We start from the raw sequence: 21,904 nt of genomic DNA on the forward strand, positions 1-21,904 counted from the left end.
CACCTCGAAGTCGGTCATCACCAGTGGAGCCTCTTCATTCTCCCGGGTCGCCCAGGGAGTCGACCAGTGGGTATCCCTGGCGCCGGACCCGTGTGTCCCCGGCGAAGGTCATCACATCACCGAGCAACACCCCATCGACACACCAGGAGAAGTGACATGGCGAACTACACCGGCACCGTGACCGCGACCGGCGAGGGCCGCAACGGCGGCCACCTCACGTCCACCGACGGCCTCATCGACCTGGGCCTGGCCATCCCGAAGGAGCTCGGCGGCGCCGGCGGCGCCACCAACCCCGAGCAGCTCTTCGCCGCCGGCTGGTCCGCCTGCTTCATGGGCGCGTTCCGCCGGGCGGCCGCCGAGGAGCGGATCCGCTTCGACAGCATCGAGGTGACCGCGAACGTCACCCTCAACCACGCCGAGACGACCGACCCGACCGAGGAGTTCTTCCTCAGCGCCGAGCTCGAGATCGTCGTCGGCGGGCTCGACGAGGAGACCATCGGCACGCTGGCCAAGCGCGCCCACCAGATCTGCCCGTACTCGAAGGCGATCACCGGCAATGTCGACGTGGACTTCTTCACCCGCGTCGCCTGAGGCCGAGTGGCGGCCCGAGCCGAGCGACGCGCTCGCCCGGGCCGCCCAGGCACTCCTCCGCGACACGTACGCGGCCCTGGGCTGGTTCGACGGCCCGAACCCGTTCCTGGGGTGACCCCCGGACCCCGAGCGAAAGGCGAGAAGACGATGATGAACCGCAGGACCTTTGCCAAGGCGGTCGGCCTGGCCGCGACCACGACAGCCGGGCTGGCGGCGACAGCGGCGGCGTCGACGGAGAGCGCGGCTGCCCGACCGGTACGCCCCGGGCGAGCGAGCACGTCGTTCGCCGATGTCCTCCAGATCGATGCCGGCGAGCTCAGCGTCGGGTACGTCGACCTCGGGCCGCGCGACGGTCAGCCGGTGATCCTGCTGCACGGCTGGCCCTACGACATCCACAGCTACGCCGAGGTCGCGCCGATCCTGGCCGCCCGGGGCTATCGAGCCCTGGTGCCGTACTTCCGTGGCTTCGGCACGACGACCTTCCGCTCACCCGACACCTTCCGCAACGCGCAGCAGTCCCGGATCGCCCTCGACATCACCGACTTCATGGACGCTCTGGGGATCGACCGCGCCGTGATCGCGGGCTTCGACTGGGGTTCGCGGACCGGCGACATCATCGCCGCGACCTGGCCCCGGCGCGTGAAGGCGCTGGTGTCGGTGACCGGCTACCTGATCACCAACCGTGAGGCCCAGCGCTCGCCGATCGCCGCCGCCTCGGAGTGGGCCTGGTGGTACCAGTACTACTTCTCCACCGAGCGCGGCGCGAAGGGCCTCGCGGACCCGAAGATCGGCACCGACCTGGCGCGACTGGTGTGGCGGTTCAACTCCCCGACCTGGGCGTTCGACGAGGCCACCTTCGCTCGCACGGCCGTGGCGTTCGAGAACCCGGACTACGTCGACATCGTGCTCCACAACTATCGCTGGCGCCTCGGCCTGGCCGACGGCGCGCGCCGTTACGACGCCCTCGAGCGCAAGCTCGCCGCGGCCCCTCCGATCACGGTGCCGACGATCACCATCGACGCGGCGGCCGATCCCTTCACGCCGCCCGGCGACGGAGCGGGCTACCGGCACCACTTCACCGGGCCGTACGAGCACCGCACCTTCCCGGGGATCGGGCACAACGTGCCGCAGGAGGCCGCGGCCGACTTCGCCTGCGCGGTCCTCGACGCGGACAGGATGTGAGGCCGGCATGACCGATGGTCTCGACCCCGGACCCGAGAAGCCGGTCGGTCGGCGGGTGTTCCTGGCGACGATCGGGCTGGGCGCGGCGGCGGTCGCGGCCGCACCGGCCCTGCGTCGGGGAGGGGACGCCGGCCTGAGCGCGGTCGCCGAGAACGACCCGACCAGCCTCTCCGGCCTGGTCCCCAGCTCCGGCGGGTTCCGCTACTTCAGCGTCGTCGGTTCGGTGCCACGGAAGGACGCCACCAGCTATCGGTTGGACGTCGGCGGCCTGGTGGACCGCCCCTCGACCTACACCCTCGACGCGCTCGCGGCCCTCCCGCAGACGACCGTGACCCACGACGTCGTCTGCACCGACGGATGGCAGGTCGAGCAGGTGCCGTTCGAGGGAGTGCTGCTGTCCGACCTGCTCGACGCCGCCGGTGTCCAGGACGAGGGCGCGGCCGTGCGGTTCACCTGTTTCGACGGGGCGTACTCGGAGAGCCTGACCCTCGAGCAGGCGCGGCGCGCTGACGTCCTGGTCGCCACCCGGATGCAGGGTGAGCCGATCGCTCACGTCAGCGGCGGCCCGGTCCGGCTGTACGTGGCGCCGATGTACTTCTACAAGTCCGCCAAGTGGCTCTCCGGCATCGAGGTCACGAGTGCCGTGCGGCCGGGTTACTGGGAGGAGCGTGGCTACCCCGTCGACGGGTGGCTGCCCGGAGAGGAGCCGGTCGATGGATGAGCGCCTGCACCGGTTCGCGCTCTCCGTACGCGTGGTGCACCAGACGACCGCAGTGCTGTTCGTTGTCTGCGTGGCCGCGGCGGCGTGCCTCTACATCGGGCCGCTCGCGGAGGCCGTCGGTCGCCGCCCGCTGGTGGCGACGGTGCATGAGTGGGCGGGTGTCCTGCTCCCGGTGCCGCTCCTCGTGGGTCTGCTCTCGCGGGCGCTGCGCGCGGACCTGCGACGCATCGACCGCTTCACCCCCGCCGACCGCCGGTGGCTCCGCCGCGCTCCGAACCGCGGCCGAGAGGCCGGGAAGTTCAACGCCGGGCAGAAGCTGTACGCCGCCTGGATCGCCGGTGCCGTGGTCGTCATGGTCGGCACCGGGCTGCTGCTGTGGTTCAGGTTCGCGCTGCCGTCGATCCCGCGTGCCAGCGTGCTCTTCGTCCACGATCTCGGCGCCTTCTCGGTCGTCCTGGCGGTCGCCGGACATGTGCGCCATGCGTACGCCGATCCCGAGGCACGGCGCGGGATGCGTACGGGAAGGGTGTCGGGGACCTGGGCGCGCGACGAGCACGGCGCGTGGTTCACCGAGGTCGCTCGAGAGCCGCGGCGGTGACCATGAAATAGTCGGCGTATGAACTCGAGCCAGCGCCTGCCGAAGGCCGTCCTGATGGACATGGACGGCACCCTGGTCGACACCGAGCCCTACTGGATCGCCGCGGAGTACGCCATCGCGGAGCGCTTCGGGGCGACCTGGTCGGAGGAGCAGGCGATGGAGCTGGTCGGCAACGCGCTGATCGAGTCGGCGCGGCTGGTCAAGGTGGGGATGGGTCTTCCGCACGAGCCGGAGGAGATCGTGGAGATGCTCCTGGACGGCGTGGTCGAGCAGGTCGAGCAGGAGGTCCCGTGGCGCCCGGGAGCACGCGAGCTTCTCCTCGACCTGGTGGAGCAGGGCGTGCCATGCGCGCTGGTCACGATGTCGTACGCCCGGTTCGTCGGCCCGATCCTCGAGCAGCTGCCCGAGGGCACGTTCAAGGTGATCGTCACCGGTGACATGGTCCGCAACGGCAAGCCCCACCCCGAGCCCTACCTGACCGCGGCCGCCGCGCTCGGCGTCGCCGCCGAGGACACCATCGCGGTGGAGGACTCCAACACCGGTGCACGCTCCGCCGAGGCTGCCGGCTGCACGGTCCTGGTCGTCGAGAACCACGTCCCCGTGGCCCCCGGCGAGCGCCGGATCTTCCGGGACACGCTCGAGGGGCTGACCTACGCCGACCTGGCTGCCCTCTGACCGCCGGAGTTCATCTAGGGTGCCTTCCGTGGGCCACATCCAGATCACTCCGTCCATCCTCAACGCCGACTTCGCCGCCCTCGGGGCCGAGGTCGCCAGGATCCCCAGCGCCGACTGGATCCATGTCGACGTGATGGACAACCACTTCGTGCCCAACCTGACCTTCGGACCGACGATGGTCGAGGCGATCGCGCGGTCCACGTCGGTGCCGCTGGACGCCCACCTGATGATCGAGAACGCTGACCGTGAGGCCCCGGCCTACGTCGAGGCCGGCTGCGGCTCGGTGACCTTCCACGTCGAGGCGACCAAGGCTCCGGTGCGGCTGGCCCGCGAGATCCGGGCCAAGGGCGCCCGTGCGTCGATGGCGCTCAAGCCGGCCACCCCGATCGAGCCCTACGAGGACATGCTGGCCGAGCTCGACATGGTGCTGCTGATGACCGTCGAGCCCGGCTTCGGCGGGCAGAAGTTCCTCGACCTGGTGCTGCCGAAGATCCGCCGGGCGCGGGCGATGATGGACAAGGCCGGCGTCGAGACCTGGCTGCAGGTCGACGGCGGCGTGTCGCTGGAGACGATCGAGCGCTGCGCCGAGGCCGGGGCCGACGTCTTCGTCGCCGGCTCCGCGGTCTACTCGGCCGATGACCCGGACGCGATGGTGAACGCGCTGCGGGACAAGGCCGTCTCAGCCGTCGACGCCTGATCGGGCCTCGCGCCACCCGTGTGGCACACTGGTCGTAGACGAGCTTGTGCTCGCGTGCTCTGGGGTCGGTGAAATTCCGAGCCGGCGGTGACTGGATCAAGGTCCAGAAGTCCGCGACCCGATGGCAGCCAGTCATCGGTTGAGCAGGTGAAACTCCTGCACCGACGGTCAAAGTCCGGATGGGAAGACGCACGCAGCCCGATTCGTCGTGACCGTCCTGAGACCAGGGCGCGGCGCGATGTCTCGGCCTGACCCCCGGAGTCCGTGAGACGGACCAGAGGGGATCAGATGAAGTGCTTGGACCAGCGTGACCCGGAGCCGGGGGCGATGCGTCGCGCCCTGGACCTGGCCGCTGCGATCGGCGCCCCGGGGCCTGCGACCTATCCGAACCCACGGGTGGGCTGCGTACTCCTGGGGCCGGACGGGTCGATGATCGCGGAGGGCTACCACCGCGGGCCCGGCACGCCGCACGCCGAGGTCGACGCCCTGGCGAAGGCTGGCGAGGCCGCACGTGGGGCGACCGCGGTGGTGACGCTCGAGCCGTGCAACCACACCGGCCGCACCGGCCCCTGCTCCCAGGCGCTGATCGAGGCCGGGGTCGCCCGCGTCGTCTACGCCCAGTCCGACCCCAACCCGGTCGCCGCCGGTGGTGCCGCCACGCTGAAGCAGGCGGGGATCGAGGTCGAGCAGGGCCTGTACGCCGCCGAGTCCCGTGAGCTCAACCGGGTCTGGACCCGGGCGGCCGAGCTGCAGCGCCCCTACGTCACCTGGAAGTTCGCCACCACTCTCGACGGCCGCAGCGCCGCCGCCGACGGCACCTCGCGCTGGGTCTCCTCACGTGCCGCGCGCCTCGACACCCACAAGCTGCGTGCGCTGAGCGACACCATGCTCGTCGGGACCAACACGGTCGCCGTCGACGACCCCGCGCTGACGGTGCGCGACCTCGAGGACCGGGTGGTCGGCGTACAGCCGCTGCGGGTCGTCATGGGGGAGCGCGACCTCCCTGACGACCGCCGGATCTTCGACGACCAGGCGCCGTCCCTGCATCTGCGCACCCGCGACCCGCGCTCCGCGCTGGCCGCCTTGTGGGAGCGGGAGCGCCGCCATGTCTTTCTCGAGGGCGGGCCGACGCTGGCCGCGGCCTTCCTGGAGGCGGGCCTCGTGGACGAGATCGTCGTCTACGTCGCCCCGTTCCTGCTCGGCGCCGGCCGCTCGGCCGTCGCCGACCTCGGGATCACCACCATCTCCGACGCCTTCCGGCCGCGAGTGCGCTCTGTCGACGTGCTCGCGCCAGCCGCGCCGGGCGAGGAGCCGAACGTTCGGTTCATTCTGGAACCACCCCAAGAAAATCAATACAGAGGGGAGCAGTGATGTTCACCGGGATTGTTGAGGAGCTCGGCACCGTCGCCGGGATCGAGGACCAGGGCGACGCCGTACGCCTGACCATCTCCGCGGCGACCGTGCTGTCGGACGCCGAGCTCGGCGCCTCGATCGCGGTCAACGGCTGCTGCCTGACCGTCGCCACGCTGGGGGAGAACGAGTGGACCGCCGACGTGATGCTGGAGACGCTCAAGCGGACCAGCCTGCACGCCGTCTCGGTCGGCGACCAGGTCAACCTCGAGCGCGCGGTCACCCCGGCCACCCGGCTCGGCGGCCACATCGTCCAGGGGCACGTCGACGGCGTCGGACGCATCGTCTCCCGCGAGCCCAGCGAGCACTGGGAGGTCGTCACGATCTCGTTGCCCGAGGACCTCGTCCGCTACGTCGTGGAGAAGGGCTCGATCGCGGTGGACGGGATCAGCCTCACCGTCGTCTCGGTGACCGACGACTCGTTCACGGTCAGCCTCATCCCCGAGACTCTGGCGCGTACGTCGCTGGGGTTCCGGGCCGTCGGCGACGAGGTCAATCTCGAGACCGACATCATCGCCAAGCACGTCGAGAAGCTTCTGGGAGGGGTCAGGCCGTGAGTATCGAGACTGGATTGAATTCATCGGGCAGCGAGCAGTACGCCGGGATCCGGCTGGATCCGGTCGAGAACGCGATCGCCGACCTGGCGGCCGGGAAGCCGGTCGTGGTCGTCGACGACGAGGACCGGGAGAACGAGGGCGACCTGATCTTCTCCGCCGAGCTGGCCACGCCGGAGGTGATGGCCTTCGCGATCCGCTGGTCCTCCGGCGTGATCTGCGTGGCGCTGCCCGGGGATCGGCTCGACGCGCTCGACCTGCCCCCGATGACTCGTGTCAACGAGGACCGCAAGCAGACCGCGTACGCAGTCTCCGTCGACGCCCGCGAGGGCGTCACGACCGGCATCTCGGCGGCCGACCGGGCGCTCACCACCCGGCTGCTGGCCGGCCCGGCGTCGGTGGCCGGCGACCTGACCCGACCGGGCCACGTCTTCCCGCTGCGGGCACGCGACGGGGGAGTGCTGGTGCGGGTCGGCCACACCGAGGCCGCCGTCGACCTGACCCGGCTGGCCGGTCTGGAGCCCGCCGGTGCGCTGGTCGAGCTGGTCAACGACGACGGCACCATGCAGCGCGCGCCGCAGCTGCGGGAGTTCGCCGACGAGCACGGTCTCGCGATGATCTCGATCGCCGACCTGGTCACCTACCGGCGGCGTACGGAGGTGCTGGTCGAGCGCAAGGCGGTGACCCGGCTGCCCACCGAGTTCGGCGACTTCACAGCCTACGGCTACCGCACCATCGACGACGGCGTCGAGCACGTCGCGCTGGTCCACGGCGACGTGTCCGGGTGCGACCCGGTGCTCGCCCGGGTGCACTCGGAGTGCCTGACCGGCGACGTGTTCGGATCGCGCCGTTGCGACTGCGGGCCCCAGCTGCGCGAGGCGCTCGAGCGGATCGCGACGGAGGGCTGCGGTGTGGTGGTCTACCTGCGTGGGCACGAGGGCCGTGGGATCGGGCTGCTCGCCAAGCTGCAGGCCTACCAGCTCCAGGACGGCGGTCGCGACACCGTCGACGCCAACCTCGACCTCGGCCTGCCGGCCGACGCCCGCCACTACGGCGCCGCCTCGCAGATCCTGCGCGACCTCAAGGTCGACTCGGTGCGCCTGCTGACCAACAACCCTGAGAAGGTGAGCCACCTGGAGGCGTACGGCGTCGAGGTCGCCGAGCGGGTCCCGCTCACCCCTCGACCCAACGAGCACAACCTCGCCTACCTGCTGACCAAGCGTGACCGGATGGGTCACGCGCTGCCCGACCTGTCTGAGGAGAACCGATGAGTGGCAAGGGAGCCCCGACCCCCGAGGTCGTCGACGCGAGCGACCTGCGGGTCGCCGTGGTGGCCGCGCGCTGGCACGACGAGGTCATGGCCGGCCTGCTGAACGGCGCGGAGCGGGCGCTGAAGGAGGCCTCCGTCGGCGGCCTGACGGTCGTCCGGGTCCCGGGCGCCTTCGAGCTCCCGGTCGCCGCAGCCGCGCTCGCCAAGTCGGGCTACGACGCCATCGTCGCGCTGGGTGTCGTCATCCGCGGCGGCACCCCTCACTTCGACTACGTCTGCTCGGCTGCCACCGACGGGCTGAACCGGATCGCGATCGACCACACGATCCCGGTCGGGTTCGGCCTGCTGACCTGTGACAACGAGGAGCAGGCGCTCGACCGCGCCGGCCTCGAGGGGTCCAGCGAGGACAAGGGCTACGAGGCCGCCGCGGCAGCGATGGAGACCGCGCTCACTCTGCGCGACTGCGTACGCCACTACTGAGTCGCCCGCCCGGGCGATCGTGGTCAGCTGCAGGCGGCCACGGCGTCCGGGAACGCGGCGTCGATCGCCTCGAAGTCGAGGTGGCCGATGCCCTGGCTCTTCCCGCCGGCGCCCTGCGCCATCACCGTGCGTACGTTGATCGCGGTCCAGGACTCGATGCCGGCGGCATCGGCGAGCACCTCGATACCGGCGTCGCACAGGCCGGTGAACTCGGCGGCGAGGTCGTGGAAGCTGACGAACCCCTGGGAGTCGGCCATGCCCTGGGCACCCTGCTGGACAGCGTGCTTGTTGAAGCAGAAGTGCGCGTTGGCGGCACCGGTCGACATAGCGATGGCGGCGGTGGTGGCGACGGCCACCGTGGTGATACGGCGAAGCAGCATGATGAACTCCTGACGGACGGATCGAGGACCTTCTCAGTCTCCGCACGAAGATCGCGGACCGTCATGACCAGACTGGGGTATCCGGTCACGAACCGACGTAACCGGACCCAGCTTTTGCGTTGGCGGCGGCTCACGCCGTGAGCATCGCCACCAGGTCGCCCAGGCGGCGGCGTGCGCCCGGGTCCTGTCGTGCGGAGGCCCGCTCGACGGTGAACCCGTGCGGGGCGAGCAGGTCGGCGAGTGCCTCCGCGGACCAGTAGTAGGCGGTGTGCACCGCGTGGTCGAACGCCTCGCCGGGTTCGCCGTCGAAGAAGCCGATCAGCGCCGACCCGCCGGGGGAGAGCACGCGAGCGAACTCGCCCAGGATCGCGGGGAGCTCGGCGGGTGGGGTGTGGATGATCGAGTACCACGCCAGGATGCCTCCGACCGACCGATCGGCGAGCGGGAGCGCGGTCAGGTCGGCCTGGTGGACGGCGATCTCCGGGAAGCGTCCCCGGGCCGCGGTCACGAACTCCGCGGACGCGTCGATGCCGACCACGTCCCGGGTCCCGCCGGCCGCCAGGAACCCGCTCCAGAGTCCGGGGCCGCAGCCTGCGTCGAGGAACCGGCCGCGGACGCCGGTGCGCCAGGTGTCGATCGTGTCGCGATCCTGGGCGGCCAGCTGCTCGATCGTGCCGAAGAGGTCGATGTACTCAGCGGCGCGGCTGTCGTAGGCGGCGCCTATCTCGGTCGTGGTCATGGGGGACCGAGGGTAATGGCTTCGGGGGTTCGCAGGCCGCCTTGTTGTGGGGAGTGTGGATGTGTGTCCGTTGGTCGCGTGTCCGGGTGCCAGCGCGGGTGGGGCCAATACGTTGTCTGGCTTGGGGGATTTAGAGGCCTGGGTGTCTGGGTTGGGTGCCATTTGCCTGTCTTGCCGGCTTCCAGCAGCGGTCTGGGTTTGGTTTGGGATACCTGTCCCTGATCGGGTTGGCTTGATTTTGCTTGGTGTGGTAGACTCGGCGCAGGCGTAAACGTGAAGGCCGACCACCTCAAACGAGGCGTGCCCCACCCTTCGATGTGGGGTAATCCAGGGGAACCAGGGGCGTGAACGCTGAGCTGCGAGGGTAAGTAATAGCCCGTACTGCCGGGTCTCCAAGACCAGCGAACCAGAACACACCCGCACCAGCGGGCGTGACGAGTTCGTACGTCGGGAGGTGACCGGTTCGATGACCACGCTGCAACAGCCCCAACACCCCGTGCTGGGGGCCGTGGTCGCGATCACCGGCGTCCTGGACGGTGTGGCGGATGCGAACCCGTCGTTCATGGCCACCGACCAGAAGGCGACCGCTCTGGTCGAGATCGCCCGAGCGAAAGCCCAGCTGGCCGAGCTGGAACTGCGGGTGATCGCGACCGCTGCCGATGTCGCAGCGGAGGCTGCCGCTCGGGATGTGGCGGCCTGGTTGCATCACCACACCCACCAGCGCCCCGAGACCCTGCGGGCCGACCTCCGGCTCGCGTCCGCCCTGGACCGCACCTATGGCCTGGTCGCCGCTGCGATGCGAACCGGTGCCTGCAACCTCGCCCAAGCCCACGTCATCGTGAACGCCCTCGATGAGCTCCCAGCCGATCTCGACCCCGAGGTCCGGATCAGAGCCGAACAGACCTTGGTCGCCTACGCGACCGAGTTCGACCCCGCCCGGCTACGCCGCCTCGGGCGCCGGATCCTGGATGTCATCGCCCCCGAGATCGCCGAAGCCGAAGAAGCCCGACGCCTCGCCGCCGAGGAAGCCCACGCCCGGAAGAAGACCCGACTGAGCATGCGGCGTCTCGGGGACGGCACCACCCGGATCACGGCCGTGGTCCCGGACGCGGCCGCGGACCGGCTCGCGACCAACCTGGAAGCCTTCGCCTCACCCAGGCGCGAGGACGGCACCCGCACCGAGACCGGCGAGTTCCTGCCCTACGACCGACGCCTCGGGCGTGCGTTGTGCCAGCTGCTCGAAACCCTCGACCCGGCCAGGTTGCCCATCCATGGCGGGGACGCGACCACGGTGATCGTGACCATCGACCTCGACCAGCTCCGCAAAGAGGCCGGCATCGCCCAGACCATCGGCGGCACTGCTCTGACTGCGTCCGAAGTCCGGCGCTTGGCCTGCACCGCCAACATCCTCCCGGCCGTCCTCGGCGGCGATTCCGAGGTGCTCGACCTCGGCCGCAAACAACGCCTCTTCACCGCAGCCCAACGCCGAGCGATGCTCCTTCGCTCAGCGACCTGCGAGGCCGAAGGCTGCGACATCCCCGGGACCTGGTCCGAAGCCCACCACTGGATCGAATGGACGCGAGGAGGTGCGACCGACCCCGACAACGCCGCCCTCCTCTGCAGCCATCACCACCACCGCGCCCACGACCCCGCCTTTACTCACGAACGACTACCCAACGGCGACATCCGCTTCACCCGGCGCACCTAGACCACCGATCACAACGATCCACGTCACGGTCGAGCGCACGAGACCCGCGTGCGCTGCCGAGTCGGCGCGGCTGCCCCGCGCCACGGCATCGAGTCGGCGCGTCTGTCCCGCGTGCGTGGAAGCGTGTCCTGGCCGCTCCCGTTGCGTGCGGCAGTTGCGCCGACTCGGGGCCGTAGGCCGAGGCACATGCGCCGACTCGGGGGTGTGGTTCGGGACAGATGCGCCGACTCGGCGTTGGTGGGGAGGGTTCCTGCCGTCGTAGCGTTATAATTTGCGCATGCATGCAAATACGCAACCTCCGGTGTGGGGTGACGACGTGGTCACCCTCGCCGTCGAGGTGCTGCGGATGCTGGCCGATCCGACGCGCCTGCAGATGGCGGGGCTGCTGCTCGATGAGGAGCGGTCCGTCTCGGAGCTCGCCGGGCTGCTGGAGAAGCCGGTGCCGGGCGTCTCCCAGCATCTGGCGAAGATGCGGATGGCGCGGTTGGTGACCACGCGTAAGGAGGGCACCTCGGTGCTCTACCGGGTCGAGAACGGCCACGTGCGCCAGCTGGTCCTCGACACGATCGGCCACGTGCAGCATCTCCTGGACCAAGTCCCGGCGCACCACCGATCCGGGGAGGAGTCGGCATGACCCATACGCTGCACGACCACCGCCGCGACCACGCGCACAGTCATGAGCACGGTCATGGCCACGGTCATGGACACGCGCACGACGGCCGGTGGGCGCGGGTCCGGCACGCGGTCTCGGACGTCTTCGGGGCCCACTCCCACGACGCCGCGGACCAGGTCGACGAGGCCCTCGAAGCCGACGTACGCGGCCGGCGGGCGTTGTGGATCAGCCTCGGCGTCCTCGCGGTGACGGCCGGGATCCAGGCGGTCGTGGTGAGCCTGACCGGGTCGGTGGCCCTGCTGGGGGACACGCTCCACAACGTCGCGGACGCGCTGACGGCGGTGCCGCTGCTGGTGGCGTTCTGGCTCGCGCGGCGGCCGGCCAACGACCGCTTCACCTACGGCTACGGCCGGGCCGAGGACCTCGCCGGCCTGTTCGTCGTCGCCATGATCGCGCTGTCCAGCATCCTGGCCGGCTGGGAGGCGGTCGACCGGCTCTTCCATCCCCGCGAGGTGGAGCACGTCTGGGCCGTCGCCGCGGCCGGAGTGGTCGGCTTCCTCGGCAACGAGATCGTCGCGCGCTACCGGATCCGTGTCGGCCGCCAGATCGGCTCGGCCGCCCTGGTCGCAGACGGTCTCCACGCGCGTACGGACGGCTTCACCTCGCTGGCCGTGGTGGCAGGGGCGGCCGGCGTGGCGCTCGGGGTGCCGTGGGCCGACCCGCTGATCGGGCTGCTGATCGCGGTCGCGATCCTGGGCGTGCTGCGCTCGGCGCTCAAGCAGGTCGGCGCCCGGCTGATGGACGCCGTCACCCCCGAGGACGTCCGCCGGGCCCGGGAAGCGGTCGGCACCGTGGACGGCGTGCTCGAGGTGCGCAGCCTGAGACTGCGGTGGATCGGGCACACGCTCCACGCCGACGGCGACATCATCGTGCCCGCCGACCTCGCGGTCTCCGCCGCGCACGACATCGCTCACCACGCCGAGGAGCACCTCCTGGAGGCGCTGCCGCGCCTGACCAGCGTCGTGCTCCACGTCAGCCCCGAGGGCACGCACTGACGGCTGGTCCTAGGCTCTGCTCCGATGAACATCTTCGAGTTCGACGGCAAGAGTCCGCAGATCCATCCCGAGGCCTGGGTCGCGCCCACGGCGACGCTGATCGGTGACGTACGCCTGGGGCCGAACGCCAGCGTCTGGTACGGCGCCGTGCTGCGCGCCGACATCGGACCGATCATCATCGGCGAGGGATCGAACGTGCAGGACAACTCGGTGCTGCACGTCCGCCCCGGGTCCTCCCTCGAGATGGGAGCGCACAGCACGATCGCCCATGGCTGCGTGGTGCACGGCGACCGCATCGGCACCGGCTCGCTGATCGGCAACGGCGCGGTCGTCTCCGACGGTGTGGTGATCGGCGACGGCTGCCTCATCGCGGCCGGGGCGATGGTGGTCGAGGGGACCGAGGTGCCCGACCGCAGCCTGGTGATGGGCGTGCCGGCCAAGATCCGCGGCACGATCGAGCCTGGCACCAACCCGGCGGCGATCCTGGAGCTCAACGCGCCGGGTTATGTGGAGTTCATGAAGCTCCATCGATCGACCGTTCGCCCGGTCAAACCCTGACCTTCAGGTTGAGGGTTACTCGGCTCCGCAGGCCACGCAGTGCAGCGAGCCGACCCTGCGGTCGGCATCGCAGGTCGCGCACGGGGCGATGGTCTCCCGGCCGCAGCCCTCACAGTGCTCGCCGCGGGCCGGGTAGCCGCAGTAGGGGCAGTCGCCCTTGCGTACGCGCATGGCGGGGATCCGCCTGGCGAGCAGCCGCTGGACGGCGATGAACACGCCGACCGTGGCCGCGGCCCCGAACAGCGACAGGATGAGCGGGCCGAAGTCGGCGTACTCGAAGGTGTAGTGGAACGCGAAGACCAGGGCCATGATCACCCCGGTCGCGGCGAGTGCGAAGCCGAGCGGGAGGAAGCGGGAGCCGCTGCGGCGCAGCCGGTAGAGGACCCCGAAGCCGATCAGGCAGAGCAGGATGATGAAGCCGATGCGTACGCCGATCTGGATCGCCTCGTGGCCGGGGACCTTGCACGGCATCACGCCGTCGTTGCACTGGTCCCAGTCGCGGTAGAGCGGCCACCAGCCGCCCACCTTGACGTAGAACCAGACGGTGCCGACGAGCAGGAAGGCGGTCAGCGCGACCGCCAGGAACCGCTCGCTGCGGGTCGACTCGACCTCGTCGGCGGCAATCGGGGTCTTCATGGCGTGCTCCTGTGGGCTCGGGTGCGGGCGCGGAAGCCGACCTCGAGGCGGCAGTCGAGAGCGGCCGCCACCCGGAGGAGGGTGTCGATCTTGGGTGGGCGGGACCCCGACTCCAGCCGTGCGATCGCCGACTGAGTGGTCCCGCAGAGCTCGGCGAGCTCGCGCTGGGACAGCCCCCGCGCGACCCGGTGCTCGGTGACCTGGGCGGCGATCCCGACGTAGAACGCGGTGTCCTCGTCGCTGGTGCTCATGAGATCGACGGTATCGCAGTCCTGCTATGGATGTCCATAGCAGGACTGCTATCGCCGGGGTGAGACGATTCGGGGGCGGGGTCGCCGACGGCATAGGCTTGACGCTCGTGAAGACGTTCGACGAGCTCTGGGCCGAGCTGAGTGAGAAGGCCCGGACCCGACCTGAAGGATCCGGCACCGTGGCACAGCTCGACGCCGGGGTCCATGCGATCGGGAAGAAGCTGGTCGAGGAGGCCGCCGAGTCCTGGATGGCGGCCGAGTACGAGGGCAAGGAAGCGACCGCGGAGGAGATCTCCCAGCTGCTCTACCACGCCCAGGTGCTCATGCTGGCCAGCGGAATCTCGATCGACGACGTCTACTCACACCTGTAGGGATCACACATGACTGAAACCTCCGCAGAGGGCATGCTCCGGATCGCCGTCCCCAACAAGGGCTCGCTGTCCGTCGCCGCCTCCGACCTGCTGCGCGAGGCGGGCTACCGCCAGCGCGACGACTCCAAGCGCCTGACCCTCATCGACGAGGAGAACGGCGTCGAGTTCTTCTACCTGCGCCCGCGCGACATCGCGCTCTACGTCGGCGAGGGCACCCTCGACATCGGCATCACCGGCCGCGACCTGCTCCTCGACTCCGGCGCCAAGGCCGACGAGGTCGTCGGGCTCGGCTTCGGCCGCTCCCGCTTCCACTTCGCCGGCCGCGCCGGCGACTTCACCTCGGTCGAGGAGCTGCGCGGCAAGCGGATCGCCACGTCCTACGTCGGGGTCGTCTCCGCGTTCCTGGAGCGCGAGGGGATCGACGCCAGCGTCACCCGCCTCGACGGCGCCGTGGAGACCTCGATCCAGCTCGGTGTCGCCGACGCGATCGCCGACGTGGTCGAGACCGGCTCCACGATGCGCCAGGCCGGCCTGGAGATCTTCGGCGAGCCGATCATGCACTCCGAGGCCGTGGTGATCACCCGCTCGGGCGCGCAGCTCCCGCCGGCGTACGAGACCTTCCGGCGGCGCCTCGACGGCGTCCTGATCGCCCGCAGCTACGTGATGATGGACTACGACATCAAGGCCGAGTTCCTCGCCGAGGCGTCCGCGATGACGCCCGGGCTCGAGGGGCCGACGGTCAGCCCGCTGCACCGCGAGGGCTGGGTCGCGGTCCGGGCGATGGTGCCGCGCAAGGGCTCGCAGAAGCTGATGGACGACCTGTACGCCGTGGGTGCCCGCGCGATCCTGCTGACCGAGATCAATGCCTGCCGGATCTGACCTTCCGGTGAAGCTGCCGCACACCTGGCGTCCGCTCGGTGCCCGTGTGATGGGCTGGTTCCTGGTGGCTGCGCTCGGGATCATGTGCACCATGGTCTGGGTCGGGTTCACGCCCGAGATCAAGGCCCAGGTCACCATGTTCGAGCGGCTCACCTTCGGTGCCGTGGGGCTCGGGATCGTGGTCTGCGTGCACGCGCTGACCCGGTCGCGGGTCGTCGCCCGTGAGGACGGCCTGACCGTGGTCAACGGCTACAAGCGCCGCGACCTGGAGTGGGCCGAGATCCTCGCGATCAACTTCCCGCGCGGTGCGCCGTGGCCCAACATCGACCTGTCATCCGGTCACAACATCTCCGCCCTCGGCATCCAGGCCTCCGACGGGCTAGCGTCCCGCAAGGCGGTGCGCACGCTGCGCACCCTGGTCGAGGAGCTGTCCTAGCAGCGACCGCTCGGCGAACCCCGTACTACGCTTCGGGGAATCCTCTCGCCGACTGCTGATCGCGGCGCGCGCAGCGCCCTAGCGTGTCGGCGTGATCTCCTGGACTCGTGCATTCGCGGCGTTCGCGGCCGCGCTCACCCTGGCCTCGACCATGCCGGCGCAGGCGGCGCCGGTGCACCCCGTCGGCACCTGGGGCGCCTCGGCCGACAAGGTGGCGGGCGAAGCCGGTGCGACCGGCCTGGTGGACAGGTCGGTGCGCAACCTGGTGCACACCTCGCTGGGTGGCTCCGGCGTACGCGTCAGCCTCTCCAACGCCTTCGGTGACCGTCCGGTGACGTTCACGTCGGTGCACGTCGGGGTGGCCGGTGAGGGGGCCGCGGTGGTGCCCGGCACCAACCGGCCGCTGACCTTCTCCGGCGCGGACGAGGTGACCGTCGCCCCCGGGACCGAGGTGCTCAGCGACCCGGTCGACGCCACGGTGCCGGCCGACACGACCCTCGCGGTCAGCTTCCACGTCGTGGGCGAGAGTGGCCCGATCACCGGACACAACGTCGCCATGCAGACGTCTTACCTCGCCGCGACCGCGGGCGCGGACGTGGCCGCCGAGGAGTCGGGCGCGGCCTTCACGACGCAGATCTCGAGCTGGTACTGGGTCGAGAGCGTCGTCGTCGAGAAGCCGCGCCAGGTGAAGACCGCGGTGCTCTTCGGCGACTCCATCACCGACGGCAACGGCTCGACCGTCGGCGCCAACCGGCGCTGGCCGGACGTGCTGGCCGACCGGATCGCGACGAGCCGGTTCGCCGGGAGGTTCGGCGTGATGAACGAGGGCATCTCCGCCAACCGGGTCCTCGCCGACGGCGCCGGCGGCCAGCGGGGCCTGGACCGCTTCCGGCGCGACGTCCTCGACCAGCCCGGCGTCACCACGGTGGTGCTGCTCGCCGGGATCAACGACATCCGCTGGGACTTCGCCGATGAGCCCGCCGACCTGATCGCGGGCTACCGCGACCTGATCGACCAGGCGCACGCCGAAGACGTGTGCGTCGTCGGCGCCACCCTGACGCCGTACGAGGGCGGCAGCCGCTACACCCCCGAGCGCGACCGTGTCCGGGTCGCGGTCAACGATTGGATCCGCACCTCCGGCGAGTTCGACGGCGTCGTCGATTTCGACGCCGCCACGCGCGACCCCGAGCGGCCGACGCGGTTCCTTCCTGCGTACGACTCGGGTGATCATCTCCACCCGGGCGACGCCGGCTACGCGGCGATGGCGGAGGCGTTCGACCTGTCGATGCTGGAGTGTGACCGCTAGAGCACCCGGATTCGATCGCGGCGATCAGATCGCCGTGATTCCCCAGGTGACCTCGACGCGCTCGTCGGGGGCGAGCTCGATCAGGTCGGTGCCGGAGTTGAACGCGTCCGGGGGAGCCGTCATCGGCTCGACGGCGAGGCTGCCGCGGACGGGCGACTGCTCGTCGGCGCTGTAGACCATCAGCCACGGGTGGCGCTCGTCGACCCAGAGCGCGACGCCGCCGTCGGGACCCTGCAGGGTGACCGTCGCTCGGCCGTCCTCGCCGCGGTCCAGGTCGGTGAAGGCGTGGTCGAGCACGACGTCGCCGATCGGCTTGGCGGTGGTGAAGTCGTAGGCCGTCCCTGCGGTCGGCTCGCTGCCGGTCGGCAGCTTGCGGTCCGGGTCGGAGAGCAGGCGGGTGCGCGCCGGCAGGGTGAGCGTCCAGCCGTCGACCGGGCCGTCGCCGACGGTGAGATAGGGGTGGGCGCCCACGGCGTAGGGCGCGGGGGAGTCGGCGTGGTTGGTGGCGGACTGGGTCACGGTGAGCCCGTCGGGACCCACGGCGTACTTCACCTCGAGGTCGAGCGTCCACGGGTAGCCGCTCTGCGCCATCAGCCGGGTGGCGAGGGTGATCGAGCTCTTGGCCTCCTCGATGGGCAGCCACTGCGCCCACCGCACCAGGCCGTGGGAGGCGTTGTTGCGGGCGACCTCGGTGAGCCCGAGCTGGTAGCTCTTGCCACCGAACTCGTAGCGGCCGTCGCGGATCCGGTTGGGCCAGGGCGCCAGCAGCTGCCCCTTGCCGCCGCTGGACTGCTCCTCGTCGCCGAAGGGGGCGACGAGGTCGCGGCCGTCGTAGGACAGCAGCCGCAGCGCGCCGCCGCTCTCTGTCACCGTCGCGGTGTAGCCGCCGCCGTCGATCGTGAACTGCTCTCCACTCGGTCTCAGCACGCGCACAGGCTATCCAGCCGCCCGAACCGTCCGGCGGGCTGGTCGGGTTAGCCTCGGGCCATGGAGCGACGACAGCTGGAGTTCTTCCTCGCGATCGCCGAGGCCGGCAGCTTCACCAGCGCCGCGGCCCGGCTCCACGTGGCCCAGCCGTCGTTGTCGTACGCCGTGCGCGGGCTCGAACGCGAGCGGGGTGGCCCGCTGTTCGAACGGCATGGCAGGGGAGTGCGGCTCACCCCGGCAGGCTCGGCGCTGCTCGGTCCCGCCCGCCGGGTCGTACGCGGCTTCGAGCTCGCTGCGGGCGCGGTCCGGTCGGTCTCCGACACGGGGTTCGGCAGGCTGCGGATCACGTCCAGCACGGTGTGGGCGGTCGAGCCGCTGGTGCCGGTGCTCGCCGAGTTCCGGCGGATCCAGCCCGCCGCCCAGGTCGTCGTCACCGACCCGCAGCACCGCTCCGACGTGCTCGACCAGGTGCGCAAGGGTGAGGCGGACGTCGGCCTGATCGACGGTGCGCCGCCGCACGGCCCGTTCGGCTCGCACCGGCTGGCCGAGCACGAGCTGGTGGCGGTGCTGCCGCCCTCCCGTGAGGCGCCGGAGGAGATCCGGATCGAGGAGCTCGCCGAGGCCGGGCTGATCGCGACGCCGGCGGGCACCGCGCTGCGTACGTTCCTGGACGCCCGCCTCGAGACCGCCGGCCTGCCCATGGAGGTCGCCATCGAGACGGCCCACGTCGCCTCGATCATCCCGCTGGTGCTGGCTCGCGCCGGGGTGGCGGTGCTGACCGAGGGCATGGCCGGTGCGGCGGCGCGGGCCGGCGCACAGGTGGTGCCGTTGACGCCGGTGACGCGGGTGAGCGTCTCGACGTCGCCCTGCTCGATGGGATCGCCGAAGCTGGGCTCCTGGGAGGGCCACCAGTTGCCGAGGTAGGCGTCGATCTGGCCCGAGGAGACCGCGGTCGCGGCGTTCTAGACGGAGAGGTTCTTCTTGATGCTGGCGTCGTAGCCGAGCTCCTGGAGGATCTGGACGGCGATCTCGTTCTCGACCTGGAGGTCGACCCAGGGTTGCTCGGCGAGGACCACCGAGTTCTCTGCTCCACCGGAGTCGCTCTGGGCGAAGCTGTCACGCTCGCTCGCTGTGGTGCAGGCTCTCCACGATCGTGAAGGGCACCGAGTACGCCCCGGCCGTCCCCGGCGACGTCGCCGAGAAGCTCGGCATCGAGTCGCTCGCCGACCTCGACGCCAACGGCGCGAGGTTCGGCCGGAAGATCTACGGGATCGAGGCCGGCTCCCCGGGCAACGAGACCATCCAGAAGGCAATCGACGAGGACGCGTACGGCCTGGGCGACTGGAAGCTGGTCGCCAGCGGCACCCCGGCGATGCTCGCCCAGGTCGAGAAGTCGCAGAAGGCGGGGCAGCCGATCGTGTTCCTCGGCTGGAGCCCGCACTGGATGACCGTGCAGTTCGACGCGGCCTTCCTCGAGGACCCCGACAAGGTCTGGGGCGGCGCCGGCGAGATCCGCACCGTCACCCGCAAGGGGTTCGAGGACGAGAACCCCGAGATCGCCGAGTTCCTGTCCAACCTGAGCTTCACCACCGACGAGGCCGGGCAGTTCTACTACGACCACGACAAGTCCGGGAAGGAGCTCGCCGACATCGCGAAGGCGTGGATCGTCGACGACCCCGAGAAGGTCGCCAGGTTCCTCGACGGGGTCGAGGACGCCGACGGAGAGAAGGCTGAGATCTGATGAGCGAGACTACCCAGCCCGCGATCGTCGGGCGAGGCTTGAGCAAGGTGTACGGCCTCGGCCGGAGACAGGCCCAGAAGGCACTGACCGCCGAGGACCCCCGCCGGGCGGCAGCGGCAGCCGGCGGCTACCTGGGCGCCCACGAGATCGACTTCGAGATCGCCAAGGGCGAGATGTTCGTCGTCATGGGGCTGTCCGGCTCGGGCAAGTCGACCGTGCTGCGGATGATCAACCGCCTCAACGAGCCCAGCGCCGGCGAGCTGCTGATCGACGGCGAGGACATCACCAAGGTCTCCGACCAGAGGCTGCGCGAGCTGCGCAACAACGGCATCGGGATGGTCTTCCAGCACTTCTCGCTCTTCCCGCACCGGACGGTGCGGGAGAACGCGGCGTACGGCCTGAAGGTACGCGGCACCACGAAGTCCGAGCGTCTGGAGAAGGCCGACGCCGCCCTCGAGCGGGTCGGCCTGGGCGGGCGCGGCGACCGGCTTCCGCACGAGCTCTCCGGAGGCATGCGGCAGCGGGTCGGCCTGGCGCGTGCGCTGGCCGTCGACCCGCCGATCCTGCTGATGGACGAGCCGTTCTCGGCCTTGGACCCGCTGATCCGCCGCGACATGCAGGATCTGCTCGTCGAGCTCCAGGCCCAGGACCAGCGCACCACGGTCTTCGTCACCCACGACCTCAACGAGGCGATGCGGATCGGCGACCGGGTGATGGTGATGCGCGACGGCCGGGTGGTCCAGCTGGCCCCGGGGGCCGAGATCGTCGCCCACCCGGCCGACGAGTACGTCAGCGAGTTCGTCTCCGACGTCGACCGGGCCCGCGTCCTCAGCGCCGGCGACCTGGTGCGGCCGCCGCGCCTCGTGCTCGGTGAGGAGACCAGCCGGGCGGACGCGCTCACCAAGCTCGGCGAGAACGAGGTCACCGGGGCCTTCGTGACCGACGCCGAGGACCGGCTGCTCGGTGTGGTGACCGCCGACCGGGTCGCCGACCTGAGCAGCGACGAGAGTCTGCGCGAGGCGTTGGGGGAGCCCTACGAGCAGGTCGGGCCCGACGACGTCGTCGGCGACTTCATGCAGCTCGCCGGGCGACAGGTGGTGCCCGTGACCGTGCTCGACGACGACGGCCGGATCGTCGGGGTGGTGCCGCGGGCGGCGATCCTCTCCGCCCTGTCCACCGCGAACGGCGACTCCGCCGGCACCGAGACCAAGGAGGTGGCCCATGCCTGACCTTCACATCGGCGAGATCGGCGAGGGCGTCATCAACGTCCTCACCGACAACCTCGGCCCGTTCTTCGACGGCATCAAGGAGGCGCTCAACTTCCTGCTCCGGATGGTCTACAACGTGCTCGGCGGCCTCCCGCCGGTCGCGATGATCGTCGTGCTCGCCGTGATCGCGCTCCTGGTCACCAGGAAGGTCGTGCTCACCCTGGTGCTGACCGCCGGCCTGCTCCTGATCGAGTCGATGGACCTGTGGTACGAGACGATGCAGACCACCACCTCGGTCCTGGTCGCGACGTCCGTCGCGCTGGTGATCGGCATCCCGCTGGGCATCTGGTCCGCCTTCTCGACACCACTGCGGGCGGCGCTGCGGCCGGTGCTCGACCTGATGCAGACCCTGCCGGTCTTCGTCTACCTGCTGCCGACGATCCTCTTCTTCGGCGTCGGCGACGCCCCCGGCCTGGTGGCCACGATCGTCTTCGCGCTCCCGCCCGCCGTCCGGCTCACCCAGCTCGGGATCAACCAGGTCGACGCCGAGACCGTCGAGGCGGCCACCGCCTTCGGCGCGGGCCGCTGGGAGATCCTGCGCGAGGTGCAGCTCCCGCTGGCCAAGGAGTCGATCATGACCGGCGTCAACCAGGTGATCATGCTCGCCCTCTCGATGGTCGTCGTCGCCGGCCTGGTCGGCGGGATCGGGCCTCGGCGGTGTGGTCGTCAACGCCGTCCAGGGCCTGCAGATCGGCGCCTCGATCGAGGGCGGCCTGGCCGTCGTCGTCATCGCGATCTACCTCGACCGGGTCTCGGCCGCACTCGGCGGCCAGCGCGGCCTGGCACCGTCTTGGTGGCCCAAGCGGCTCGGCGGTGCTTCCGCTAAGACCGCCGAGCCCGAGCTCGTCCCAGCCTGAA

At 70.6% G+C, this 21,904-nt stretch carries 27 protein-coding genes, 1 pseudogene and 1 riboswitch; of the genes and pseudogenes, 23 read left to right on the plus strand and 5 right to left on the minus strand.

All coding sequences use genetic code 11. From position 1 onward, the window contains the following. Positions 1-156: 156 nt before the first annotated feature. From G5C66_RS17580 to ribH, 11 genes are all read left to right on the plus strand, one after another. Positions 157-591: an Ohr family peroxiredoxin gene (locus G5C66_RS17580; RefSeq protein ID WP_165112259.1), complete on the plus strand. Its 435-nt coding sequence runs from the start codon at positions 157-159 to the stop codon at positions 589-591. After that, positions 557-706, plus strand: a complete 150-nt coding sequence (locus tag G5C66_RS17585; protein WP_165112260.1) for a hypothetical protein — start codon at positions 557-559, stop codon at positions 704-706. The genes G5C66_RS17580 and G5C66_RS17585 overlap by 35 nt, the downstream gene beginning before the upstream one ends. A gap of 35 nt (positions 707-741) precedes the next feature. Further along, positions 742-1,773, plus strand: a complete 1,032-nt coding sequence (locus G5C66_RS17590; RefSeq protein ID WP_206444239.1) for an alpha/beta fold hydrolase — start codon at positions 742-744, stop codon at positions 1,771-1,773. 7 nt (positions 1,774-1,780) lie between these two features. Beyond that, complete coding sequence (locus G5C66_RS17595) at positions 1,781-2,494, plus strand: molybdopterin-dependent oxidoreductase (RefSeq protein ID WP_165112262.1); 714 nt, start codon at positions 1,781-1,783, stop codon at positions 2,492-2,494. Beyond that, a complete protein-coding gene (locus G5C66_RS17600) occupies positions 2,487-3,092 on the plus strand; it encodes a cytochrome b/b6 domain-containing protein (RefSeq protein ID WP_165112263.1) in 606 nt (201 codons plus the stop codon). The genes G5C66_RS17595 and G5C66_RS17600 overlap by 8 nt, the downstream gene beginning before the upstream one ends. An 18-nt stretch (positions 3,093-3,110) precedes the next feature. Beyond that, positions 3,111-3,767 carry an HAD family hydrolase gene (locus G5C66_RS17605; protein ID WP_165112264.1) on the plus strand — a complete coding sequence of 219 codons (657 nt, stop codon included), beginning with the start codon at positions 3,111-3,113 and terminating at the stop codon, positions 3,765-3,767. Positions 3,768-3,795: 28 nt separating this feature from the next. Then, complete coding sequence (gene rpe, locus G5C66_RS17610; protein ID WP_338144215.1) at positions 3,796-4,464, plus strand: ribulose-phosphate 3-epimerase; 669 nt, start codon at positions 3,796-3,798, stop codon at positions 4,462-4,464. A gap of 50 nt (positions 4,465-4,514) precedes the next feature. Then, a riboswitch (FMN riboswitch) is annotated at positions 4,515-4,661 on the plus strand. Between the two features lie 100 nt (positions 4,662-4,761). Beyond that, positions 4,762-5,835: a bifunctional diaminohydroxyphosphoribosylaminopyrimidine deaminase/5-amino-6-(5-phosphoribosylamino)uracil reductase RibD gene (gene ribD / locus G5C66_RS17615; RefSeq protein ID WP_420901746.1), complete on the plus strand. Its 1,074-nt coding sequence runs from the start codon at positions 4,762-4,764 to the stop codon at positions 5,833-5,835. Further along, positions 5,835-6,431 carry a riboflavin synthase gene (locus G5C66_RS17620; RefSeq protein WP_165112265.1) on the plus strand — a complete coding sequence of 199 codons (597 nt, stop codon included), beginning with the start codon at positions 5,835-5,837 and terminating at the stop codon, positions 6,429-6,431. Before ribD ends, G5C66_RS17620 begins: the two co-directional genes overlap by 1 nt. A gap of 2 nt (positions 6,432-6,433) precedes the next feature. Continuing rightward, on the plus strand, positions 6,434-7,699 hold the full coding sequence (locus tag G5C66_RS17625; protein WP_338144218.1) for a bifunctional 3,4-dihydroxy-2-butanone-4-phosphate synthase/GTP cyclohydrolase II: 1,266 nt from the start codon (positions 6,434-6,436) through the stop codon (positions 7,697-7,699). Then, positions 7,696-8,178 carry a 6,7-dimethyl-8-ribityllumazine synthase gene (gene ribH, locus G5C66_RS17630; RefSeq protein ID WP_165112266.1) on the plus strand — a complete coding sequence of 161 codons (483 nt, stop codon included), beginning with the start codon at positions 7,696-7,698 and terminating at the stop codon, positions 8,176-8,178. Before G5C66_RS17625 ends, ribH begins: the two co-directional genes overlap by 4 nt. A 23-nt stretch (positions 8,179-8,201) precedes the next feature. On the opposite strand, the gene G5C66_RS17635 is transcribed toward ribH, so the two are convergent. Both G5C66_RS17635 and G5C66_RS17640 read right to left on the minus strand, forming a co-directional pair. After that, complete coding sequence (locus tag G5C66_RS17635; RefSeq protein WP_165112267.1) at positions 8,202-8,558, minus strand: hypothetical protein; 357 nt, start codon at positions 8,556-8,558, stop codon at positions 8,202-8,204. A 130-nt stretch (positions 8,559-8,688) separates the two neighbouring features. Continuing rightward, the gene (locus G5C66_RS17640) at positions 8,689-9,297 is read right to left on the minus strand and encodes a class I SAM-dependent methyltransferase (protein WP_165112268.1); all 609 of its coding nucleotides are present in this window, start codon (positions 9,295-9,297) and stop codon (positions 8,689-8,691) included. A gap of 466 nt (positions 9,298-9,763) precedes the next feature. Between G5C66_RS17640 and G5C66_RS17645 the strand changes: the two genes are divergently transcribed. The 4 genes from G5C66_RS17645 (at position 9,764) to G5C66_RS17660 (ending at position 13,231) form a co-directional block, all read left to right on the plus strand. After that, positions 9,764-11,005 carry an HNH endonuclease signature motif containing protein gene (locus G5C66_RS17645; protein ID WP_165112269.1) on the plus strand — a complete coding sequence of 414 codons (1,242 nt, stop codon included), beginning with the start codon at positions 9,764-9,766 and terminating at the stop codon, positions 11,003-11,005. 277 nt (positions 11,006-11,282) lie between these two features. Continuing rightward, entirely contained in the window at positions 11,283-11,639 is a 357-nt protein-coding gene (locus G5C66_RS17650) for an ArsR/SmtB family transcription factor (RefSeq protein WP_165112270.1), read from the plus strand. Continuing rightward, positions 11,636-12,673 (plus strand): cation diffusion facilitator family transporter, encoded by a 1,038-nt coding sequence (locus G5C66_RS17655; RefSeq protein WP_165112271.1) that lies wholly within the window; start codon positions 11,636-11,638, stop codon positions 12,671-12,673. The genes G5C66_RS17650 and G5C66_RS17655 overlap by 4 nt, the downstream gene beginning before the upstream one ends. Positions 12,674-12,697: 24 nt before the next feature. Beyond that, positions 12,698-13,231 (plus strand): gamma carbonic anhydrase family protein, encoded by a 534-nt coding sequence (locus G5C66_RS17660; protein ID WP_165112272.1) that lies wholly within the window; start codon positions 12,698-12,700, stop codon positions 13,229-13,231. 15 nt (positions 13,232-13,246) lie between these two features. Here the strand turns inward: G5C66_RS17660 and G5C66_RS17665 are convergent, their stop codons facing one another. Further along, complete coding sequence (locus G5C66_RS17665; protein WP_165112273.1) at positions 13,247-13,867, minus strand: hypothetical protein; 621 nt, start codon at positions 13,865-13,867, stop codon at positions 13,247-13,249. Beyond that, entirely contained in the window at positions 13,864-14,118 is a 255-nt protein-coding gene (locus G5C66_RS17670) for a helix-turn-helix domain-containing protein (protein ID WP_165112274.1), read from the minus strand. Before G5C66_RS17670 ends, G5C66_RS17665 begins: the two co-directional genes overlap by 4 nt. Positions 14,119-14,225: 107 nt before the next feature. On the opposite strand from G5C66_RS17670, the gene G5C66_RS17675 reads away from it, so the two are divergent. The 4 genes from G5C66_RS17675 to G5C66_RS17690 all read left to right on the plus strand — a co-directional run bounded on the left by G5C66_RS17675 (position 14,226) and on the right by G5C66_RS17690 (position 17,110). After that, on the plus strand, positions 14,226-14,489 hold the full coding sequence (locus tag G5C66_RS17675; RefSeq protein ID WP_008359350.1) for a phosphoribosyl-ATP diphosphatase: 264 nt from the start codon (positions 14,226-14,228) through the stop codon (positions 14,487-14,489). A 33-nt stretch (positions 14,490-14,522) separates the two neighbouring features. Further along, positions 14,523-15,368 carry an ATP phosphoribosyltransferase gene (hisG, locus tag G5C66_RS17680; protein WP_165112333.1) on the plus strand — a complete coding sequence of 282 codons (846 nt, stop codon included), beginning with the start codon at positions 14,523-14,525 and terminating at the stop codon, positions 15,366-15,368. After that, complete coding sequence (locus G5C66_RS17685; RefSeq protein ID WP_165112275.1) at positions 15,352-15,804, plus strand: PH domain-containing protein; 453 nt, start codon at positions 15,352-15,354, stop codon at positions 15,802-15,804. The genes hisG and G5C66_RS17685 overlap by 17 nt, the downstream gene beginning before the upstream one ends. Positions 15,805-15,895: 91 nt before the next feature. Continuing rightward, a complete protein-coding gene (locus tag G5C66_RS17690; protein WP_165112276.1) occupies positions 15,896-17,110 on the plus strand; it encodes a GDSL-type esterase/lipase family protein in 1,215 nt (404 codons plus the stop codon). Positions 17,111-17,134: 24 nt separating this feature from the next. Here G5C66_RS17690 and G5C66_RS17695 read toward each other — a convergent pair whose 3' ends face one another. After that, entirely contained in the window at positions 17,135-18,037 is a 903-nt protein-coding gene (locus G5C66_RS17695) for an aldose epimerase family protein (protein WP_165112277.1), read from the minus strand. A 60-nt stretch (positions 18,038-18,097) separates the two neighbouring features. On the opposite strand from G5C66_RS17695, the gene G5C66_RS17700 reads away from it, so the two are divergent. From G5C66_RS17700 to G5C66_RS17715, 4 genes and pseudogenes are all read left to right on the plus strand, one after another. Continuing rightward, positions 18,098-18,961 carry a LysR family transcriptional regulator gene (locus G5C66_RS17700; RefSeq protein WP_165112278.1) on the plus strand — a complete coding sequence of 288 codons (864 nt, stop codon included), beginning with the start codon at positions 18,098-18,100 and terminating at the stop codon, positions 18,959-18,961. Positions 18,962-19,190: 229 nt separating this feature from the next. Beyond that, positions 19,191-19,778: a glycine betaine ABC transporter substrate-binding protein gene (locus tag G5C66_RS17705; RefSeq protein WP_165112279.1), complete on the plus strand. Its 588-nt coding sequence runs from the start codon at positions 19,191-19,193 to the stop codon at positions 19,776-19,778. Then, positions 19,778-21,007 carry a quaternary amine ABC transporter ATP-binding protein gene (locus tag G5C66_RS17710; RefSeq protein WP_165112280.1) on the plus strand — a complete coding sequence of 410 codons (1,230 nt, stop codon included), beginning with the start codon at positions 19,778-19,780 and terminating at the stop codon, positions 21,005-21,007. The genes G5C66_RS17705 and G5C66_RS17710 overlap by 1 nt, the downstream gene beginning before the upstream one ends. Further along, a pseudogene (locus G5C66_RS17715) lies at positions 21,000-21,903 on the plus strand (ABC transporter permease). The gene G5C66_RS17710 and the pseudogene G5C66_RS17715 overlap by 8 nt, the downstream one beginning before the upstream one ends. The last annotated feature ends 1 nt before the right edge of the window (position 21,904 follow it).

Origin of the sequence: Nocardioides turkmenicus (assembly GCF_011045035.1) — a bacterium.
In the GTDB taxonomy this organism is placed as follows: Bacteria; Actinomycetota; Actinomycetes; order Propionibacteriales; family Nocardioidaceae; genus Nocardioides; species Nocardioides turkmenicus.